Source organism: Chryseobacterium sp. GP-SGM7 (assembly GCF_049166575.1).
Classification (GTDB): Bacteria; Bacteroidota; Bacteroidia; order Flavobacteriales; family Weeksellaceae; genus Chryseobacterium.
In genome coordinates, this window is the sequence record NZ_JBMHFF010000001.1 from 966,688 (window position 1) to 987,563 (window position 20,876).

The following is a 20,876-nucleotide window of genomic DNA, read 5'->3' on the forward strand; positions in this document are numbered from 1 at the left end:
TAGCACTCATTTTGAATATTATGTCTGAAATATTCAAAAAATAATGCTTTATGTTTAAGGTAATTTCAATTTATTTTATCTAAGCTTAGGTTTTAGTTATAAAAATAAAATACTTTGGAATTATTGGTTTATTATTTGGCACCATAACTTCTTTCAAAGAAAAATTGAGATGTAAAAAATACAAGTAAGAAAAGTGAATTATAATGTTAAATCTATCGTTCAGGTAATTTTTTTAGCTCTTTTTTATTCTTTTTTGATCTTTCATGTTATATTTTCGTGTATTCCATTAAAAAAAACCTCTACAATTAGGCTGGAATCGTCTGAAAACATATATTTGCAGCCTAAATTTTATAGACATGAAAGAACTTATCGAAAAAATCAACGCTGAATTTGAAGCGTTCACAACAGAGGCAAATCAACAAGTTGAAAAAGGAAACAAAGCAGCTGGAACAAGAGCTCGTAAATCAGCTTTAGAACTAAGCAAATTGTTCAAAGACTTTAGAAAAGTTTCTGTTGAAGAATCTAAAAAATAAAAGATAAGCCGGCTCATTCAGCCGGCTTATTTTTTTGTCTTTAAAAAATTACAATATCATACTCAACTGAATTCTTTTCCTTGCTTCATCAACCTCGGTGACTCTCACCTGAACGTGTTGATGGAGTTTTACGATTTCATTTACATCAGAAACGAAACCTTCTTTTAATTGAGAAATATGCACCAGACCGCTTTCTTTTATTCCTAAATCTACAAAACATCCGAAAGCAGTAATGTTGTTGACAATTCCCGGGAGAATCATTCCTGTTTTCAAATCGTTAATTTTCTTCACATTAGGATCAAATTCAAAAACCTTCACGGCCTTTCTAGGATCCAATCCTGGTTTTTCAAGTTCTTTTAAAATATCTTTTATTCCTAAAATCCCAATGGTGTCTGTAATGTAGTTTTCGGGTTGTATTAAAGCTATTTTCTCTTTATTGGCTATGATGTCATTTGTTTTCAGGCCTAAATCTTTTGCCATTTTTTCAACAATTCCATAGGCTTCGGGATGAACAGCCGAATTATCCAGCGGATTTTCGCCGTTTAAAATTCTGATGAACGCTGCAGATTGCTGAAAAGCTTTTTCGCCAAGCCTTGGAACTTTTTTCAATTGTTTCCTGTTTTCAAAAGCTCCGTTTTCAGCACGATAATTTACAATATTTTCAGCCATTTTTTCACCAATCCCGGAAACATAGCTGAGAAGAGATTTACTGGCGGTGTTCAGATTGATTCCGACTGAATTTACGCATTTCATCACCGTAGAATCCAGCTCGTTTTTCAGCTGGGTTTGATCTACATCATGTTGATATTGACCTACTCCGATAGATTTTGCATCAATTTTCACCAATTCAGCCAGTGGATCAGAAAGCCGTCTTCCAATAGAAACCGCACCACGAACCGTCACATCAAAACTCGGAAATTCATCTCTTGCAATTTTACTTGCCGAATAAACCGAAGCTCCTGCCTCTGAAACCACAAAAACCTGCAATGGCTTGTCAAAAGCAATTTTTTTAATGAAAAATTCGGTCTCACGACTTGCTGTGCCGTTTCCGATAGAGATTGCCTGAATATTGTACGCATTCACCATCGAGCGGATTTTCTTCATTGCCATTCCGCTTTCATTTTGCGGAGCGTGAGGATAAATGGTTTCGTTGTGCAATAAATCTCCTTTTTCATCCAGACAAACGATTTTGCATCCGCTTTTAAAACCTGGATCGATGGCTAAAATTCTTTTTTCACCTAAAGGCGGAGCCAAGAGAAGCTGGCTGAGATTTTCTGAAAATATTTCGATGGCTTTTTTATCTGCTTTTTCTTTTGCTTCCTGTAAAGTTTCGTTGGAAATTGCGGGCTCAAGAAGTCTTTTATAAGAATCTTTTATGGCTAAAGAAACCTGTTCAGAGCTGTCATTTTTAGATTTTATAATCGCATTTTCAATAAAATCTATTGCTTCATCTTTATCAATTCCGATATTGGTCTTTACAAAACCTTCCGTTTCTGCTCTCAGCATTGCCAAAAGTCTGTGAGAAGGCATTCTGTTTAAGCTCTCTTCCCATTCGAAATATTGAGAAAATTTTTGAGCGGCTTCTTCTTCCTTCTTTGCTTTTACAACTTTAGAAGTTACGATAGCTTTTCTTTGAAATAATCGGCGAAGATTTTTTCTGACATACATATTTTCGTTGATCCATTCTGCTATGATGTCTCTTGCACCTTGTAACGCCTCTTCTTCGTTTCCAATCTGATCATTTAAATATTTAGAAGCTAAAAAATAAATATCCTGAGATTTTTGGCTCATTATTATTTTAGCCAATGGTTCAAGGCCTTTTTCTTTAGCTGCATCTGCTTTTGTTTTTCGGCGTTTTTTAAAAGGTAAATATAAATCTTCCAGTTCCTGAAGATCAAAACATTCTTCAATTCTCTGTTTCAGTTCAGGATGCAAAGCATTTTGTTCTTCGATAGATTTTAAAATACTTTCTTTACGCTTAATGATCTCTTCAAACTGATTATTGAGCTTTGCAATCTGCTCGATCTGAATTTCATCCAAATTTCCTGTTGTATCTTTTCTGTATCTCGATATAAATGGAATGGTGCAATCCTCGGACAATAATTTTAAAGTTGCAGTAATGCTTTTATCTGATATGTTGAGTTGCTTTTGAATGAAATCTACAGTCTTCATGAATTTTTTTTGATTGGCTAAAATACTGACTTTTTCAGAGAAAATAAATGTTTTGATATGATTAAAAGATATTACAAAAAGAGAAAAAAAGTATTCAAACAGATGTTATTAAAAGTGTAGAAATTTTGTTTGAATTTAAAAGTGAGTAAAAACCAACGTTATTTTTCTTTGTATATCAGAAAGTTCAAAAACATTTAAAATAAAAAATGCCCCGCAGATAGGCGAGGCGCTAAATGTTTTCACAACGGAATAATCCTTATTGTGAATTGCTTTCGGATACAAATCTAAAAATAATATTTTTAATGTGTTTACGGTTTTCCGCATTTGTATGAAATAATTTCTTTTTAATTTTAAGGAATTTCAAAAAACTAAATAATTATGACTAAAAATATACTTGGATTGGACTTGGGAGTTTCATCTATTGGATGGGCACTTGTTCAAGAAGATGAGAAGAATTCGGAGAATAATAAAATCATTAAGCTAGGTGTTCGTGTGAATCCTTTGACTGTGGATGAGCAAATTAATTTTGAAAAAGGTAAGCCTATCACTACCAATGCCAGTAGAACATTAGCCAGAAGTGCCAGAAGAAATCTTCAAAGGTTCAAATTGAGAAGAGAAAATTTGATTGATGTCTTACAAAAGAATAATATCATAAAAGAAGCTGATTTATTAACTGAAGTTGGAAAAAATTCAACTTTTCAGACTCAAGAAATTAGAGCAATTTCAGCTAAAGAAAGAATTGAATTGTCTGAATTTGCAAGAGTATTACTTCTTATCAATAAAAAAAGAGGTTACAAAAGCAGTAGGAAAGCCAAGAATGAAGATGAAGGTCAGATTGTTGACGGAATGGTTGTCGCCAAGAAATTATATGAAGAAAATCTTACGCCAGGAGAATATTCTTTTAAGCTTTTAGAAGAAGGTAAAAAGCAATTACCGGATTTTTATCGTTCAGATTTACAAGCAGAGTTCGACAAAATTTGGAATTTTCAAAAACAATATTACTCAGAAATATTAACAGATAATCTTTATAAAGAGCTACAAGGCAAAAATAAAAATGCAACTTGGGCAATTTTGAAAGAACCGTTTTCTCTAATTGGCATCAAACAAGTTGGGACGATGCAGGAGAAAAAGATAGAACGATACTTTTGGAGAAGCGAAGCTATTAAAAAACAATTGGATTTTGAAAGCTTGGCTATTGTTTTCCAAGAAATAAATAGTAATTTGAACAATTCCAGTGGTTATCTTGGTGCCATTAGCGACAGAAGTAAAGAATTGTATTTCAGTAACCAAACAGTTGGCGAATATTTATATCAACAACTCAAAGTAAATCCTCATACAAAGCTAAAAAATCAGGTCTTTTACAGACAGGATTATTTGGATGAGTTTGAAAATATTTGGGAAACTCAAGCAAAATATCATAAAGAATTAACGAAAGAATTAAAAGAAGAAATCCGTGATATTGTTATTTTTTATCAAAGGAGACTCAAATCTCAAAAAGGATTAATCAGTATTTGTGAGTTTGAAAATAGAGAAATAGAAATTACAGAAAACGGAAAAACTAAAAAGAAAACGGTTGGTTTAAAAGTAGCACCTAAGTCGTCTCCATTGTTTCAAGAGTTTAAAATTTGGCAGGTTCTTAATAATTTACAGTTTCAGAATGTAGAATCTAAAGAAATTTTCCCAATAGATTTAGACTTTAAACAATCCATTTTTGAGGAAGTTAATATTAAAGGAAGACTTTCTGCAAAAGATGTTTTGGATATCGTTGGCTATTCTGGTAAAGAGTGGAAAACGAATTTTAAAGATATTGAAGGTAATAATACTAATGAAAATCTCTACACAGCCTTTCTTAAAATTATAGCTAATGAAGGAATACAATTTCCAAAAGAGTTTAAACTGACTATAGACGACGAGATAAATGTTTCTAAAATTCATTCTTCTGCTACAGTTATAAAAAAGTTTGTCAGTGAAAAGTTATCAGAATTAGGGATTGATGTTTCTATATTAGATTTCAATCCAGAATTAGATGGAAGTGATTTTGAAAAGCAAAGTTCTTATCAGCTTTGGCATTTGTTATATTCCTATGAAGGTGATGATTCCCCTTCTGGAAACGAAAAATTGTATGAGCTTTTAGAAAAGAAATTTGGTTTCAAAAAAGAGCATTCCAGAGTATTGGCTGAAATTGGTTTCTCTCAGGATTATGGGAGTTTGAGTTCAAAAGCGATGCGAAAGATTATCACCCATCTAAAAGCAGGGTTTTCTTACGGAGGAAGAAAAGATAGGCCTAATGAACCTAGTGCTTGTGAATTTGCAGGATATAATAGTCATTCTAAAAATTCATTAACCAAAGAACAACTTGAAAACAGAGTTTTGAAAGAGCAATTGGAGATTCTACCAAAAAATTCTTTAAGAAATCCTGTGGTTGAAAAGATTTTGAATCAAATGATAAATCTCGTCAATGAAGTATCTAAAGAATATGGAAGACCAGACGAAATAAGAATAGAACTCGCCCGTGAATTGAAAAATAATGCGGAAGAGCGTGCAAATATGACTTCCGAAATCAGCAAAGCAACTTTACTTCATCAGAAATATGCGGAAGTTTTACAGAGAGAATTTGGAATAAAATCGCCGTCGAGAAACGACCTTATTCGATATAAGTTATATTTAGAATTAGAGAAAAATCTGTTTAAAGATTTATACACTGATGTTCAAATCAAAAGAGATGAACTTTTTACAGATAAATATGACATCGACCATATTATTCCACAATCCAGATTCTTCGATGATAGTTTTTCTAATAAAGTTTTAGTTCCTAGAGGTGCTAATCTTAAAAAGGGGAATTTTACAGCTTTTGATTATCTTGAAATTGAAGGAAAAGAGAGATTAGAAAAATTCCTCAATCTAATAAAAGAACTTTATGATAAAGGTGGGATTACGAAAGCTAAATATGAAAAACTCCAGAAAAAGGGTATTGAAATAGGAGATGGGTTTATAGAAAGAGATTTGCGAAACACACAATATATAGCTAAAAAGGCAAAAGAAATTCTTTTTGAAATTACCAACTCTGTAGTTCCTACAACAGGAAGAATCACAGATAAACTCCGTGAAGACTGGAATCTTGTGAACACAATGAAAGAACTTAATCTGGAAAAATACAGAAAATTAGGTTTGACGGAAACGGTTATTAATTCTAAAGGAGAAGAGAAACAAAGAATTATAGATTGGACTAAAAGAAATGACCATCGCCACCACGCAATGGACGCTTTGACGGTTGCTTTTACAACTCATAATCATATTCAATATCTGAATTATCTGAATGCAAGAAAAGATGAGAGTCACAAGCAACACAAAATGATTTCAAATATCGAAAATTTAATTACCAAAGTATTTGAAAAGAAAAATGGTTCTAAGCAAAGACGATTTATTGAACCAATTAAAAATTTCAGGATAGATGCGAAAAAGCATTTAGATGAGGTCTTAATTTCTCATAAGGCTAAAAATAAAGTTGTAACGAAGAATATCAATAAAATTAAGAAAAAGGGGAGTGTTGTTTTAAAAACAGAACTGACACCAAGAGGACAACTTCATAAAGAAACTATTTATGGAAGTTCTAAATTCCTAAAAACTAAGGAAGAAAAAGTATCCGGAAAGTTTGATTTAGAAACTATAAATAAAGTTCAGAATGAGAAATTCAGAAACGCTTTGTTAGAAAGATTGCAGGAGTTTGATGGAGATTCTAAGAGAGCATTTACTGGAAAAAATGTTTTGGCTAAGAATCCACTCTTTTTGGATGTAACGAGAACTGAACAAGTGCCTGAAAGTGTAACTCTAAGTTGGTATGAAACGGGCTATACCGTCAGGAAATCTGTCAATCCCGATAATTTTAAAGATTTTAAGAATATTGAAAAAGTTACTGATAAAGGGATGCGTGATATTTTGACCGAAAGGTTAAAAGCATTTAATGGAAATTCCAAGGAAGCTTTTTCTGATTTAGAAAAGAACCCAATATGGCTTAATAAATCTAAAGGTATTGCTGTAAAGACCGTTACAATTACGGGAATTAGTAATGCGGAAGCTTTGCATTACAAAAAAGACCATTTTGGAAATTACATTTTAGATGAGAATGGAAAAAGAATCGCAGTAGATTTTGTAAGTACGGGGAATAATCATCACTTAGCAGTTTATATTAACGAAAATCAAGAGTTGGATGATAATATAGTTTCATTGTACGAAGCGGTTGAAAGAGTTAGCCAAGGTTTAGATATAGTAGATAAATCATATAAGAGCAGTGAAGGGTATCAATTCTTATTTTCTTTGAAGCAAAATGAAATTTTCTTATTCCCATCTGAAGATTTTAATCCAAAAGAAATTGATTTATTTGATGATAGGAACCTAAGTATTATTTCTAAGAATATGTTTAGAGTTCAAAAGATTTCAAAAGTTGGTTATGGTAATTATTTTGTACGAGATTTTGTTTTCAGACATCATTTAGAAACTTCTGTTGAGGAAAGAAAAGAACTTCGTAATATTTCTTACATACAGTTAAAAAGCTTAGAAGGATTAAGAAATATAGTAAAAGTGAGGCTCAATCATATTGGGAAAATTGTTCAAGTTAACGAATACTAAATAGATTATGATCACCCGCTCCATCTACATCGGCAATCCTGCTTACCTCAAACTTAAAGATGAGCAGATGTACATTATGGAACCTTCCACCAACGAGATGAGAGGCAAGGTTCCTGTTGAAGATTTGGGATTGTTGATGTTGGATCATTTTCAAATCACGGTTTCGCATCAATTGATACAGAAAATGATGGGGAATAATGTGGTGGTCGTGAGTTGTGATGCGCATCATTTGCCACATGGAATTATGTTGCCATTGTATGGACATACAGAACATTCGGATAGGGTAAAAGACCAGTTAGAAGCAAGCGAGCCGCTCAAAAAACAACTCTGGAAACAAACCGTCGAGTGTAAAATTGAGAATCAAAAAGAAGTTTTGATCAGATTAGGGAATTATTATGAACCCATGCTTGAGTATCAAAAGAATGTGAAATCGGGCGATATCACCAATATGGAAGGCATTGCGGCACAACATTATTGGAAATATCTCATTAGTTTAGATTTTTTGAGACAGCGTTTTGGGGATTCGCCGAATCAGTTTTTCAACTTTGGATATGCGGTTCTCAGAAGTATTGTGGCGAGAGCGATCGTGGAAACCGGTTTGCTTCCTGTATTGGGAATTTTCCATAAAAATAAATATAATCCATATTGTCTTGCAGATGATTTGATGGAGCCTTACCGTCCGTTTGTGGATTTGTTGGTAATGCAATGGCTGAAAGTAAATCCTGATACTGAGGAACTGACGAAAGAATTTAAAGCACACATTCTCCAAATTGCAACCAGGGATGTGCGAATTGATGATAAAACAAGACCATTATTAGTGGCTGTAAAAACAACGGCTTCTTCGCTTTACAAATGTTATACAGGAGAAAAACGAATGATTTCTTATCCTGAATTACAGTAATTTTTTTTATGGCAGCTATTTCCGCCTTCCGCTCTCAATCTTTTTTGCAGACGATTTCAGATTAAATAGTATTTAAGACCTGGCAAAAAAGGATTTCCGCTCAAGTCGGGCTGCAACCTGTCATACCGCAAAACAAAACCATAAAAATGAATGCCGAAAGGTTTAACGCTTACCGAATTATGTGGGTTTTAGTATTATACGACTTACCGACGGAGACCAAAGCCAATATGAAAGATGCCAACCGTTTTCGTAAAGGTTTGATTGATGATGGTTTTACCCTATTTCAATTTTCAATGTACGTTCGCCATTGCCCCAGTCGTGAAAATGCTGAGGTTCATATCAAAAGAGTGAAGTTTATGTTGCCAAAAGCAGGTAAAGTTGCCATAATGTGTATCACGGATAAACAATTTGGTGACATAGAAATTTTCTTTGCCAGAAATAAAGAAGAACCGCCACCGACCTTCCAACAACTCGAATTGTTTTAATTTTTGATTCCTAAAAACAAAAATAATCTACTGAAAATCAGTAGATTATTTTTTGAGGTTGTTGTGTATCCCAAAGATACTGAAAAATGAAAGCAATTCACAACATTTGGTCATTCAGGATATTAGCAATGTTTGTTGTTGTGTATCCCAAAGATACTGAAAAATGAAAGCAATTCACAACTAAACGTCTAACAAGGTCATTTTTTAACTCGTTGTTGTGTATCCCAAAGATACTGAAAAATGAAAGCAATTCACAACTGACTTGGAAGCAGGGTGCAAGTTTATTATGTTGTTGTGTATCCCAAAGATACTGAAAAATGAAAGCAATTCACAACAGGTTTAAAAGCCTTATTTTTTTACTCAACGTTGTTGTGTATCCCAAAGATACTGAAAAATGAAAGCAATTCACAACGCTTCTTTAAAGAACATATTATTTAAGCGTGTTGTTGTGTATCCCAAAGATACTGAAAAATGAAAGCAATTCACAACTCAATATGTCTTCCAATGCTTCCAAATTCAGTTGTTGTGTATCCCAAAGATACTGAAAAATGAAAGCAATTCACAACATTTCCGGCATTCGTTTGGATTTTAGCCCAGTTGTTGTGTATCCCAAAGATACTGAAAAATGAAAGCAATTCACAACTTATCAGTTGCAATTACGAAAGTTTTAACTGTTGTTGTGTATCCCAAAGATACTGAAAAATGAAAGCAATTCACAACAATGAACGCCCTTTTAAAGAATTTAGAGAGGTTGTTGTGTATCCCAAAGATACTGAAAAATGAAAGCAATTCACAACTATAAAAGCAAAATCACCAAATCCTAAATCGTTGTTGTGTATCCCAAAGATACTGAAAAATGAAAGCAATTCACAACAACCAACTTCCATCATTGTCTAATGTTACCGTTGTTGTGTATCCCAAAGATACTGAAAAATGAAAGCAATTCACAACAACATCTGCATTAAATGATGCATTCAAAGAGTTGTTGTGTATCCCAAAGATACTGAAAAATGAAAGCAATTCACAACTCACAAAGGTTATTGCATAAAAAGCAATAAGTTGTTGTGTATCCCAAAGATACTGAAAAATGAAAGCAATTCACAACCTGATAGTTTGAGAGTATTTCGAAGGGCATGTTGTTGTGTATCCCAAAGATACTGAAAAATGAAAGCAATTCACAACTCTGTTACTAATATTGATAATTTAAGTCAAGTTGTTGTGTATCCCAAAGATACTGAAAAATGAAAGCAATTCACAACACCAATCCCGGAGAATAGTTCAATTATTTTGTTGTTGTGTATCCCAAAGATACTGAAAAATGAAAGCAATTCACAACTTTGACAAATGTCATCATCGTCTGGAAGTGGTTGTTGTGTATCCCAAAGATACTGAAAAATGAAAGCAATTCACAACGAAGTCGTTGCGTTATGTAAAGAACTTGTCGTTGTTGTGTATCCCAAAGATACTGAAAAATGAAAGCAATTCACAACTGCTTAGGATTATTGATTATTTAATTTCTTGTTGTTGTGTATCCCAAAGATACTGAAAAATGAAAGCAATTCACAACATTTTGAAGTTTAAATACTTTTTTTGAATCGTTGTTGTGTATCCCAAAGATACTGAAAAATGAAAGCAATTCACAACCACCATTGAACTGTAAAATTATCTATTACAGTTGTTGTGTATCCCAAAGATACTGAAAAATGAAAGCAATTCACAACATTCTGGGTTCTATCCCAAACCTTCATTGTGTTGTTGTGTATCCCAAAGATACTGAAAAATGAAAGCAATTCACAACCAATCGGTTTTGGTTTGAACATATTTTAACGTTGTTGTGTATCCCAAAGATACTGAAAAATGAAAGCAATTCACAACGTACAAACTATTTCAAAATGTTCTTTTAAAGTTGTTGTGTATCCCAAAGATACTGAAAAATGAAAGCAATTCACAACTAACTCTAAGTAATTCATTATTTTTATTTTGTTGTTGTGTATCCCAAAGATACTGAAAAATGAAAGCAATTCACAACTGTTAAAATAACATCCATTACTTGCTTAGAGTTGTTGTGTATCCCAAAGATACTGAAAAATGAAAGCAATTCACAACTAATTTCTTAATGCTTCGATGTTGTCAACGGTTGTTGTGTATCCCAAAGATACTGAAAAATGAAAGCAATTCACAACTATTTATTTGTTGTTGTGAAGACCATGTATGTTGTTGTGTATCCCAAAGATACTGAAAAATGAAAGCAATTCACAACTTGAATTAGCTTGTAGCCGTTTGTGTCTAAGTTGTTGTGTATCCCAAAGATACTGAAAAATGAAAGCAATTCACAACGCAGAAAGAATTATTGCGTGAAGAACAGAAGTTGTTGTGTATCCCAAAGATACTGAAAAATGAAAGCAATTCACAACTATTAATTGGTCGTGGTGGTGGGTTTTATCGTTGTTGTGTATCCCAAAGATACTGAAAAATGAAAGCAATTCACAACTTGCACCGTATAAAAATTTATATTAACTTAGTTGTTGTGTATCCCAAAGATACTGAAAAATGAAAGCAATTCACAACAATATTCACAGCAACTTCCAATGATCTTAGGTTGTTGTGTATCCCAAAGATACTGAAAAATGAAAGCAATTCACAACATCAGGATTATACACACTCAAATATAGTGAGTTGTTGTGTATCCCAAAGATACTGAAAAATGAAAGCAATTCACAACTGATGAAATTACAGTAATACAAACAGAAGAGTTGTTGTGTATCCCAAAGATACTGAAAAATGAAAGCAATTCACAACGCGTTATATTCAGCAACGGTCATTGTTGCGGTTGTTGTGTATCCCAAAGATAACGTTCAAATTTTGATGTTTCGTTGTGTTATATTCAAAAAAATAATTATGATAACAGGTATGTAAAAGGCAAATACTTTGAATATTTAGCTTTTATATTAAATCATTAATTTGCTATTACAAAACTTAAGGAACAATCTTATCATAATACACCGGTATATATTTCTCGGTATCAAATCCTAAAATAATAAACCTGAATTTCTTTGCGGTATCATTATTGTAAAAATCAATTTTTGTAGTGTCAGTGTCATCATTTTTTTCAACGAGAGGGTTCCAATACAAAACAGATCGGTAATCATAACCAATTTTTGATAAATCAGAATTTCCATAATCTGAATCTGGAAATTTTTCAGTTTCATTATAGCCTTCCATTACAAAAAAGTTCACATCTGTCATATTAGATAAAGAATTTCCACGAGAGGCAGGTTGGGTATCGCCTCGTTTTGTATAAATAAGTACAGCCCCGTTTCCGCCGCCACTCATTCCAACGCTCCCGTCTTTAATAATTTTTACCATCGCAATATCAGAAACAGATATTCCGCTGATTGAACCTGCATCGAGCAACATTTCGTCTAAATAAACATTCGCTTTCGACTGACGAATATACGGAGTGGGAATTCCGTTATCATAATTAATGGATAAACCCGCAACCCGACCTTGTAGCCATTGCATAATATTGGGTGAGCTGGCTGCAGATTGGTTATCATTAATGAAATCAAAAACAGTTTCGTTAATGCTGTTGTAAAGTGGGCTACTCAGTTTTTTGTTGAGGTCTTCGGTAAGATTTTTCTTTTTTGCTTTTATCTTTATTTCTTCAATCAGAGTAACTTTTTCATTGTATTCTTTTTTATATTTTCGGGATTCTACTGCTTTTGTAATTTCTGCTGACTGTGAAATTTCAGCAGCAGATTTTCTATCGACAAGAGTGTAATTTTCAACAGGTGGTAATTCCTTTTTTAATGAAATAAATGTATTTACCGGATTTACATAAACATTGGTTCTGCTTTTAAGCGCTGCGTTGGCTTCGTTTATTTGATAAGTAATTTTAATAGGCTTTTCAAAAATCATATTATCAAAAAAGAATTCGCCATTGCTGTCTGTTTCTACCTCAAATACTTGGTTTCCGGATTTTTCTCCTTCTATAAACAGGATGAGGTTCTGTTGGGGTGCAGGTTTTGCGTTTATAGTTAATTTTCCTCTATATGAAATATATTTTGAAGCATTATTGATGATGTTAGGGTATTTCCCGGAAATAATTTCTTTCCAGTCAAACATTTTCCATTGTTCAGAAATTAATAATGCATCCAAAGCTTCTGCATTTCTTTTATCTCCGAAATATTGAGCAGGACGGTCAATTTTAGATTTAATAATACTTGTAAGCCAAAGAGAACTTAGAAAACTCTCATCATCTAAAGATTTTTTGTCTTCAGGATCAAATACCGCAGCAGAAAAGCTGGGAATATCTTTAGATTTTATATTAAATGAATTAAAACCTCTTTTTTCAGTGCTTAGAGTTTCAGGTTTTACTTCAGGAGAAGAAATATTCAAATTTTGAGGCATCACAAAACACATTCTGCTTGCAAGCACATTTTCTTTATCATCAAAAACCGTAATCTGCAAAATACTGTTAATTAACTGATTGGTTGGAATTGACTGAAATGCATCTTTAAGCTGGTTAATTTTAGCTTTATAAACTACCTGTTCACCGATATTGGCAACGACATTATAATAAGGAAGAACTTCGGCAGTATTTTGTATTTTATATTTAATATTATCTTTTTCGCTAATGACCTGCAGGCTTATTCCCGTTTCAGAGACTTTTGGAAGAGAAACTGTGTTTTTCACGCCATTGTTATCTGTAATGACAGCTTCATAGACTTTATCTTTTTCAGGAGTTATTGTAAAAATACCAACATTTCCGTCTAAACCTTTAAATGTGGTAATTTTCTTTTCAGGATTACTTTTTTCAATTACATAACCTTCCCATTGCAATGGTGGAGTTCCTTTCGAATGAAGTCGCACCGCAATTTTACCCGGAATATTCTGGATGAAAGAATTTCCTTCAGGATGCAGTGTTGCAGACCATGATGAAGTTTTGTCTGCTACCAGTTTTTTTGGCGAAGAAGGATTGTAGACAGGAATCTGTTTTAAATATTGAAAATCCTCACTCAGGTTGCTCATCATCGGAGTATAGGCACGGAAATAATAAACATCTTCATTCAAATCTTCAGGAAGCTGAATACTGCCTTGTACAAGACCATTAAAAACAGGAAATCGTCTTCTCAAAATCTGTTTCTTGTTGCGGTCATACATTTCAATGAAAAAGTTAGTTGATATATCGGAAATAGTAAAATTCCTGAAAATCATCGCATTAAACCACACGATATCCCCCGAAAGATATAGATCTTTATCTGTAAGAATATAAATATGTTCCTGAGAAAACTTGTCATTTAAAGTCTGAAGTGCTTTGTCTGCTGCCTGTTGTGAAGAAAAATGGCTGCTTAGAGCCCAAAAAAAACAGAATGTAATGATTCTTTTCATAGCCGTACTACATTTAGTATATGCAAATTAATAAAAAACTCATTACCTGATAAAATAATTATGAGTTTTTGTGATGAATATTCATTTTCATAAAATTTCCTTTTGATTTTTTTTAATTTATTAAAAGCTATATGATTCAATTTAATGGTTTATCGCTCAAAATAAATGACTTTCAAGTAAACTTCTCATTATGAATTTGTTAATTAATAAATATTGATGATGATTAATTGATTAAAAATTACTAATTTCGCACCCGTAAAAATCATTCATGCAAAACATTAGAAATATTGCGATTATCGCACACGTTGACCACGGTAAAACTACTTTGGTTGATAAAATTATTCATGCTACAAACATTTTCAGAGAAAATCAGGAAAGTGGGGAATTAATAATGGATAACAACGATCTTGAAAGAGAAAGAGGAATTACCATTTTATCAAAAAATATTTCTGTTAACTATAAAGACGTTAAAATTAACGTAATCGACACTCCTGGTCACGCCGATTTCGGTGGTGAAGTAGAGCGTGTTTTGAAAATGGCAGACGGTGTAATCTTATTGGTAGATGCATTCGAAGGACCAATGCCTCAGACAAGATTCGTATTGCAGAAAGCTTTAGAATTAGGTCTTAGACCTTTGGTTGTTATCAATAAAGTAGACAAACCAAACTGTCGTCCTGAAGAAGTTCACGATAAAGTATTCGATTTGTTTTTTGCATTGGATGCTACTGAAGAGCAGTTAGATTTCCCTACATTCTACGGGTCTTCTAAGCAAGGTTGGTTCAACACTTCATTAGAGCAGACTGATAATATCTTCCCGTTATTGGATGGTATTTTAGAATATGTTCCTGAGCCTAAAGTTGAGGAAGGTAACCTACAGATGCAGATTGTATCTCTGGATTTCTCTTCTTTCTTGGGTAGAATTGCAATTGGTAAAGTAATCCGTGGAAGTCTTAAAGAAAGCCAGTGGATTGGTTTAGCTCAGGCAGACGGAAAAATTGTTAAAGGAAAAGTAAAAGAATTATACGTTTTTGAAGGTCTTGGAAAGAAAAAAGTAACCGAAGTATTGGCTGGAGATATCTGTGCCGTAGTAGGTTTTGATGCTTTCCAGATTGGAGATTCTTTCGTAGATATCGAAAATCCGGAGCCATTGCCAAGAACTTCAATTGATGAGCCTACGTTGAATATGACGTTCTCTATCAACAATTCGCCTTTCTTCGGTAAAGATGGTAAATATGTTACTTCAAACCACCTGAAAGAAAGATTAACTAAAGAATTAGAGAAAAACTTAGCATTAAGAGTTCAGCAGACTGATGATGCAAATACATTCTTAGTGTTCGGTAGAGGTATTCTTCACTTGTCAGTTTTAATTGAAACCATGAGAAGAGAAGGTTACGAAATGACGATCGGACAGCCACAGGTTATCTTGAGAGAAGACGAAAACGGACAAAAACTAGAGCCTTACGAATCTTTGGTTGTTGATGTACCAGACGAATTCGCTTCCAGAGTAATCGATTTGGCGACTCAGAGAAAAGGTGATCTTCACATTATGGAAACTAAAGGTGAAATGCAACACATGGAATTCGAAATTCCTTCAAGAGGTTTGATCGGATTGCGTTCTCAGATGTTAACAGCTACTGCAGGTGAAGCTATTATGGCGCACCGTTTCACAGAATATAAGCCTTTCAAAGGTGCTATTCCAGGAAGGAGTAACGGGGTATTGATTTCTAAAACTCAAGGTCCGGCTACAGAATATTCTATTGCTAAACTTCAGGATAGAGGTAAGTTTTATGTTGATCCGGGCGAGGAAATCTATGCAGGTATGGTAATTGGTGAGCAAAACAAGCCAGGTGACTTGGTTGTAAACATCGTTGAAGCAAAACAGCTGAACAACATGAGAGCTTCAGGTAAAGATAAAGATACTGGTGTTGCACCAAAAATCTTATTCTCTCTGGAAGAATGTATGGAATATATCCAGGCTGATGAAGCAATCGAGGTAACTCCAAACTTCATTAGAATGAGAAAGAAAGTACTTTCTGAAGAAGAAAGAAAAAGAATCGAAAGAGGAGCGAAAGCATAATCTGAAATTCCAAATATATTTAAAGCCTCGATTTTTCGGGGCTTTATTTTTTATTTATTAATTTAGCTTTATTAAAATACTATTGATATGACAATTACTAAAGAGCAACTGCATAAACAAATAGATGAATTTCCGGATGAAATTAGCATAGATGAAGTGATTGAAAGGCTCATAATGATTGAAAAGTTGGAAACCAGAATAAAAGAATCGGACGAAAATGATATTATTTCGGAAGAAGATCTCAAAAAAGAAATGGGACAATGGTTCGAATAAAATGGTTAAAATCAGCCAAAACAGATTTAAAAGAAATCTATGATTTTATAAGTTTAGATTCTAAAAGATATGCCAGATTCCAAATAGAAAAAATTCAAGTTAAAACTGAGATTTTAAAAACTGGAATGATTACTGGAAAACGAGTTACGGAGATGGATGATGATAATGTGAGGGAGATTTTTGAAGGTAATTACAGAATTATCTATCGTATTATTTCCAAAAATGAAGTTCATATTCTTCTAATTCATCACGGAGCAAAGGATATTTTGCGAAGAATGAAATAATATTATCTAAGGCCCCGATTATTCGGGGCTTTTTTCATGAAAATAAGGCATCACTTCCTAATCTTTTTTTGTTTTAACTAAATTTTGCAGTGCAAGACTTTTAAAATTATCTTTATATCATTAGTTTTGTCTTTTAACAATTCAGAAATCCTTTTCCAGGAATTAAATATGAAAATCACAAAAATAAAATTAGTCTGTATACTGGGTCTGTTCGCATCTTTCAGCACTTCATGTGTGATAAGAGAAAATTCTTCAAGGGCTAAGCCGATAAAAACAACGAAAACTTCAAAAATTACCGTCAAAGCTCCCGATTCTGAAAAAGTTCCGCCAATTTCAGAAATTCCTGTCGGCGAAGATTTTAAAGCAAATCTTCCGGCAATTAATCGTGAATTCCGAGGAGTTTGGATTGCGAGTGTTGCCAATATCAATTGGCCTTCAAGAAATAATCTTTCTGTAGAGCAGCAAAAAGCTGAAGCCATCAATATGTTGAATATGCTTCAGGAAAATAATTTTAACGCTGTGATTTTTCAGGTTCGTCCTTCCGCAGATGCTTTGTACACAAGTGAATTAGAACCATGGTCATATTTTTTAACAGGAAAAACGGGTGAACCTCCTTATCCAAACTATGATCCGTTACAGTTTTGGATCGAAGAGTCTCACAAAAGAGGTTTAGAACTTCATGTTTGGTTAAATCCTTATCGGGCGCATCATTCAAACGGCGGAGCAGTGACGAATCTTTCAATGGCGAGTAAACTTTCAGATATTACGATTAAATTAAAAAACGGGATGTATTGGTTTGATCCTGCCGATCCGCGAACTCAAGGGCATGTTTCAAATGTTGTGAAAGATATTGTAAAGCGATATGATATTGATGCAGTGCATTTTGATGACTATTTCTATCCATATGCAACGTACAATCGAGGTGTAGATTTTCCTGATCATAAAACTTGGGCGATTTACCAAAGTTCTGGCGGAACATTATCAAGAGCAGATTGGAGGAGAGATAATGTGAATAAATTTGTTGAAAGAATTTATAAGGAAATTCATGCAGAAAAAAATTATGTAAAATTCGGAATAAGTCCGTTTGGAATCTGGAAACCCGGTTATCCGGAAGGAATTGTAGGCTCTTCTCAATATGACGAATTGTTTGCTGATGCTAAATTATGGTTAAATAATGGCTGGGTTGATTATTTTTCGCCACAACTGTATTGGCCGATTGAATCTAAAGGACAGCCTTTTGCTTCATTACTGAGCTGGTGGAAATCTGAAAACACAATGAACCGTCATCTTTGGCCAGGTTTAAATACCGTTGAAATAAAAACTTCTGACCGGCCAACTGAAATTAAAAATCAGATCGAATTGTCAAGACAAATTCTGACGAATGATGCAGGAGAAGTTCATTGGAGTATTGCCGGTTTAACGAAAAACTCAAATATGCTTTCGACACTAAAAAACGGGCCGTACAAAGAAAAAGCTTTAACTCCCAGAAGTCCGTGGATTAAAGCAATGCCTTTAGAAAAACCAAGTTTATTTACCAATGACAATGGTAGTTCTGTACAGACAAGTTGGAGTTCAAAGAAAATAGGAAGTGTTTTTCAATGGGTTCTTTTTACGCAATATGACGGAGTTTGGAATACTGAAATTCTTACTTTAGAAACACTGTCAAAAGAAATTCCTAAGTTTAAAGATGGTAAGACCTTAAATGCTGTTGCGATAAAAGGAATAGACCGTTTGGGAAATGAAAGTGATTACATGGCGAAGAAAATTAAATAAGAGATATCCAAGAATAAAAAAAGACGCAAATTTTGCGTCTTTTTTCGTTTATATAGGTGTCCGAAAATGTTTAACAATATATTTTTTGTATTTAATGCATTGAATATCAATCCATCAAATAACAGCTAAAAACTAGCAACGACTTAAAATTAAAAATTATCCAATCTCAATACCGTTCTCAACATTACTGTCATCCGGCGTTACAAAAGATAATTTTCCGTCAGGTTTTGTTGTCAATAGCAACATTCCCTGAGATTCAATGCCTCTGATTTTTCTTGGAGCAAGGTTTAATAATATCATTACCTGCTTTCCGATTACTTCTTCCGGAGTGAAGCTTTCTGCAATTCCTGAAACCACAGTTCTCACGTCAACACCTGTATCAACAGTTAGTTTTAATAATTTATCTGCTTTTTCAACTTTTTCGGCAGTTAAAATCGTAGCTGTTCTCAGGTCGATTTTTGTAAAATCATCAAACTGTATTTCGTCTTTCATTGGGTTGGCGTTAGGGTTTGTTTTTTTATTGCTTTGTTTTGTATTTTCTAATTTCTGAATTTGAAAATCAATCACGTCGTCTTCAATTTTTGAGAAAAGAAGAGAAGATTCGTTGATTTGATGGTTTGCAGGTATTATTTCATCTAATATATATGCAAAATCATCCCATTCAAGATCTAAATAACTTACTTTACTCTCAATATTTATTGAGTTTTTAAGTATCATCGAATTTAGTGGAGAGAAATGACTTCTTGGATAATCTATAACTTTTAGATTAAGAATATCCTTTAACTTTTTAGATGTAAAAGGTAAAAATGGTTCGCAAAAAGTTGCTAGCATTGCAGAAATTTGTACCGCGATATACATTTGAGTTCTAACTCTTGCAGGATCATTATTAATTGTTTTCCATGGCTCTTCATCGGCAAGATATTTATTCCCAACTCTTGCTATATTCATCATTTCATTTAGAGCATTTCTAAATTCATATTTTTCAAGATAAAAAGCTATATTTTTTGGAATATTGCGGATAATATTTAATGTTAGTTGATCATTAATTGAAAAACCACTTGGTTTTGGAACAATTCCATCATAATATTTATGAATTAAAACCGCAACTCTATTGATAAAGTTTCCAAAAATTCCTACTAACTCAGAGTTATTCTTTGTCTGAAAATCTTTCCATGTAAAGTTATTATCTTTTGTTTCTGGAGCCGAAGAAAGAAGAGCATATCTTAAAACATCTTGTTGCCCCGGGAAATCTTCTACATATTCGTGTGCCCAAACCGCCCAGTTTCTTGAAGTTGAGATTTTATCGTTTTCAAGATTCAAAAATTCAAAAGCGGGAACATTTTTCGGCATAACGAAATCGCCGTGAGCCTTCATCATTGCAGGGAAAATAATACAGTGAAACACAATATTATCTTTTCCGATAAAGTGAACTAAATCAGAATGTTCACTTTGCCAATATTCTTTCCAGTCTTTCCCGTTTTTTGCTGCCCATTCTTTCGTGAAAGAAATGTAACCAATCGGTGCATCAAACCAAACGTAAAGTACTTTTCCATCTGCATTCGGAAGTGGAACGGGAACTCCCCAATTCAAATCTCTGGTCATTGCACGAGGCTTCAGACCGTCATTCAGCCAGGATTTTACCTGTCCGTAAACATTGGGTTTCCAGTCGTCTTTATGACCTTCGATAATCCATTCGTTTAAAAAATCTTCATATTCATTTAATGGTAAATACCAGTTTTTTGTCTCTTTTAAAATCGGAACATTTCCGCTCAACATTGATTTTGGATTGATCAGTTCTGATGGAGAAAGGGTAGAACCGCATTTCTCACACTGGTCTCCGTAAGCATTTTCGTTACCACAGTTCGGGCAGGTTCCAACGATGTATCGGTCAGCCAAAAATTCATTTGCCTGTTCATCAAAATACTGTTCAGACATTTCTTCTGTGAATTTTCCTTTTTCATAAAGAACTTTAAAGAAATCCTGACTTGTTTCACGGTGATTTTCTGAGGTCGTTCTTGAATATTCATCAAAAGAAATTCCCAGATCTGAGAACGATTTTTTGATGATTTCGTGATATTTATCAACAATGTCTTGTGGTGTAACCCCTTCTTTTTTGGCTCTTATGGTAATAGGAATTCCATGCTCATCGCTTCCGCAGATAAACGCAACGTCTTTTCCTGATCTTCTCTGAAATCTCGCATAAACATCTGCAGGAATATAAACTCCCGCCAAATGCCCAATATGAACCGGTCCGTTTGCATAAGGCAAAGCCGCCGTAATCATCTTTTTGTTTGACATTTATAGTATAGTTTTAAGTCTGCAAAGATAATGATAATATAGCAAAATTCCGGACTACGCTAA

General features: G+C 33.6%; 11 protein-coding genes and 1 CRISPR repeat array. Of the genes, 8 read left to right on the forward strand and 3 right to left on the reverse strand.

Annotated features, from left to right (window positions below):
- The first annotated feature begins 356 nt into the window (after positions 1-356).
- A complete protein-coding gene (locus tag ACOOWA_RS04310; protein WP_055981058.1) occupies positions 357-533 on the forward strand; it encodes a histone H1 in 177 nt (58 codons plus the stop codon).
- 48 nt (positions 534-581) lie between these two features.
- Here ACOOWA_RS04310 and ACOOWA_RS04315 read toward each other — a convergent pair whose 3' ends face one another.
- On the reverse strand, positions 582-2,705 hold the full coding sequence (locus ACOOWA_RS04315; RefSeq protein WP_421373437.1) for a Tex family protein: 2,124 nt from the start codon (positions 2,703-2,705) through the stop codon (positions 582-584).
- A 378-nt stretch (positions 2,706-3,083) separates the two neighbouring features.
- On the opposite strand from ACOOWA_RS04315, the gene cas9 reads away from it, so the two are divergent.
- The 3 genes from cas9 to cas2 all read left to right on the forward strand — a co-directional run bounded on the left by cas9 (position 3,084) and on the right by cas2 (position 8,717).
- The gene (cas9, locus tag ACOOWA_RS04320; RefSeq protein WP_421373438.1) at positions 3,084-7,331 is read left to right on the forward strand and encodes a type II CRISPR RNA-guided endonuclease Cas9; all 4,248 of its coding nucleotides are present in this window, start codon (positions 3,084-3,086) and stop codon (positions 7,329-7,331) included.
- A gap of 7 nt (positions 7,332-7,338) precedes the next feature.
- Positions 7,339-8,232 carry a type II CRISPR-associated endonuclease Cas1 gene (cas1, locus tag ACOOWA_RS04325; RefSeq protein ID WP_421373440.1) on the forward strand — a complete coding sequence of 298 codons (894 nt, stop codon included), beginning with the start codon at positions 7,339-7,341 and terminating at the stop codon, positions 8,230-8,232.
- A gap of 146 nt (positions 8,233-8,378) precedes the next feature.
- Entirely contained in the window at positions 8,379-8,717 is a 339-nt protein-coding gene (gene cas2, locus ACOOWA_RS04330) for a CRISPR-associated endonuclease Cas2 (protein WP_267402818.1), read from the forward strand.
- Positions 8,718-8,774: 57 nt separating this feature from the next.
- A CRISPR array of direct repeats spans positions 8,775-11,516; the repeat unit is 47 nt; unit sequence GTTGTTGTGTATCCCAAAGATACTGAAAAATGAAAGCAATTCACAAC.
- Positions 11,517-11,693: 177 nt separating this feature from the next.
- Here the strand turns inward: cas2 and ACOOWA_RS04335 are convergent.
- On the reverse strand, positions 11,694-14,108 hold the full coding sequence (locus ACOOWA_RS04335; protein WP_421373441.1) for a hypothetical protein: 2,415 nt from the start codon (positions 14,106-14,108) through the stop codon (positions 11,694-11,696).
- A 268-nt stretch (positions 14,109-14,376) separates the two neighbouring features.
- On the opposite strand from ACOOWA_RS04335, the gene typA reads away from it, so the two are divergent.
- The 4 genes from typA (at position 14,377) to ACOOWA_RS04355 (ending at position 18,515) form a co-directional block, all read left to right on the forward strand.
- Positions 14,377-16,185 carry a translational GTPase TypA gene (typA, locus tag ACOOWA_RS04340; protein ID WP_421373443.1) on the forward strand — a complete coding sequence of 603 codons (1,809 nt, stop codon included), beginning with the start codon at positions 14,377-14,379 and terminating at the stop codon, positions 16,183-16,185.
- Between the two features lie 87 nt (positions 16,186-16,272).
- Positions 16,273-16,458, forward strand: a complete 186-nt coding sequence (locus ACOOWA_RS04345; protein WP_421373444.1) for a hypothetical protein — start codon at positions 16,273-16,275, stop codon at positions 16,456-16,458.
- Positions 16,446-16,742, forward strand: coding sequence for a type II toxin-antitoxin system RelE/ParE family toxin (locus tag ACOOWA_RS04350; protein ID WP_421373445.1), 297 nt, complete (start codon positions 16,446-16,448; stop codon positions 16,740-16,742). Before ACOOWA_RS04345 ends, ACOOWA_RS04350 begins: the two co-directional genes overlap by 13 nt.
- A gap of 168 nt (positions 16,743-16,910) precedes the next feature.
- Positions 16,911-18,515, forward strand: coding sequence for a glycoside hydrolase family 10 protein (locus ACOOWA_RS04355; protein WP_421373447.1), 1,605 nt, complete (start codon positions 16,911-16,913; stop codon positions 18,513-18,515).
- Between the two features lie 156 nt (positions 18,516-18,671).
- Here ACOOWA_RS04355 and metG read toward each other — a convergent pair whose 3' ends face one another.
- Positions 18,672-20,813 carry a methionine--tRNA ligase gene (metG, locus tag ACOOWA_RS04360; RefSeq protein ID WP_421373449.1) on the reverse strand — a complete coding sequence of 714 codons (2,142 nt, stop codon included), beginning with the start codon at positions 20,811-20,813 and terminating at the stop codon, positions 18,672-18,674.
- Between the last annotated feature and the right edge of the window lie 63 nt (positions 20,814-20,876).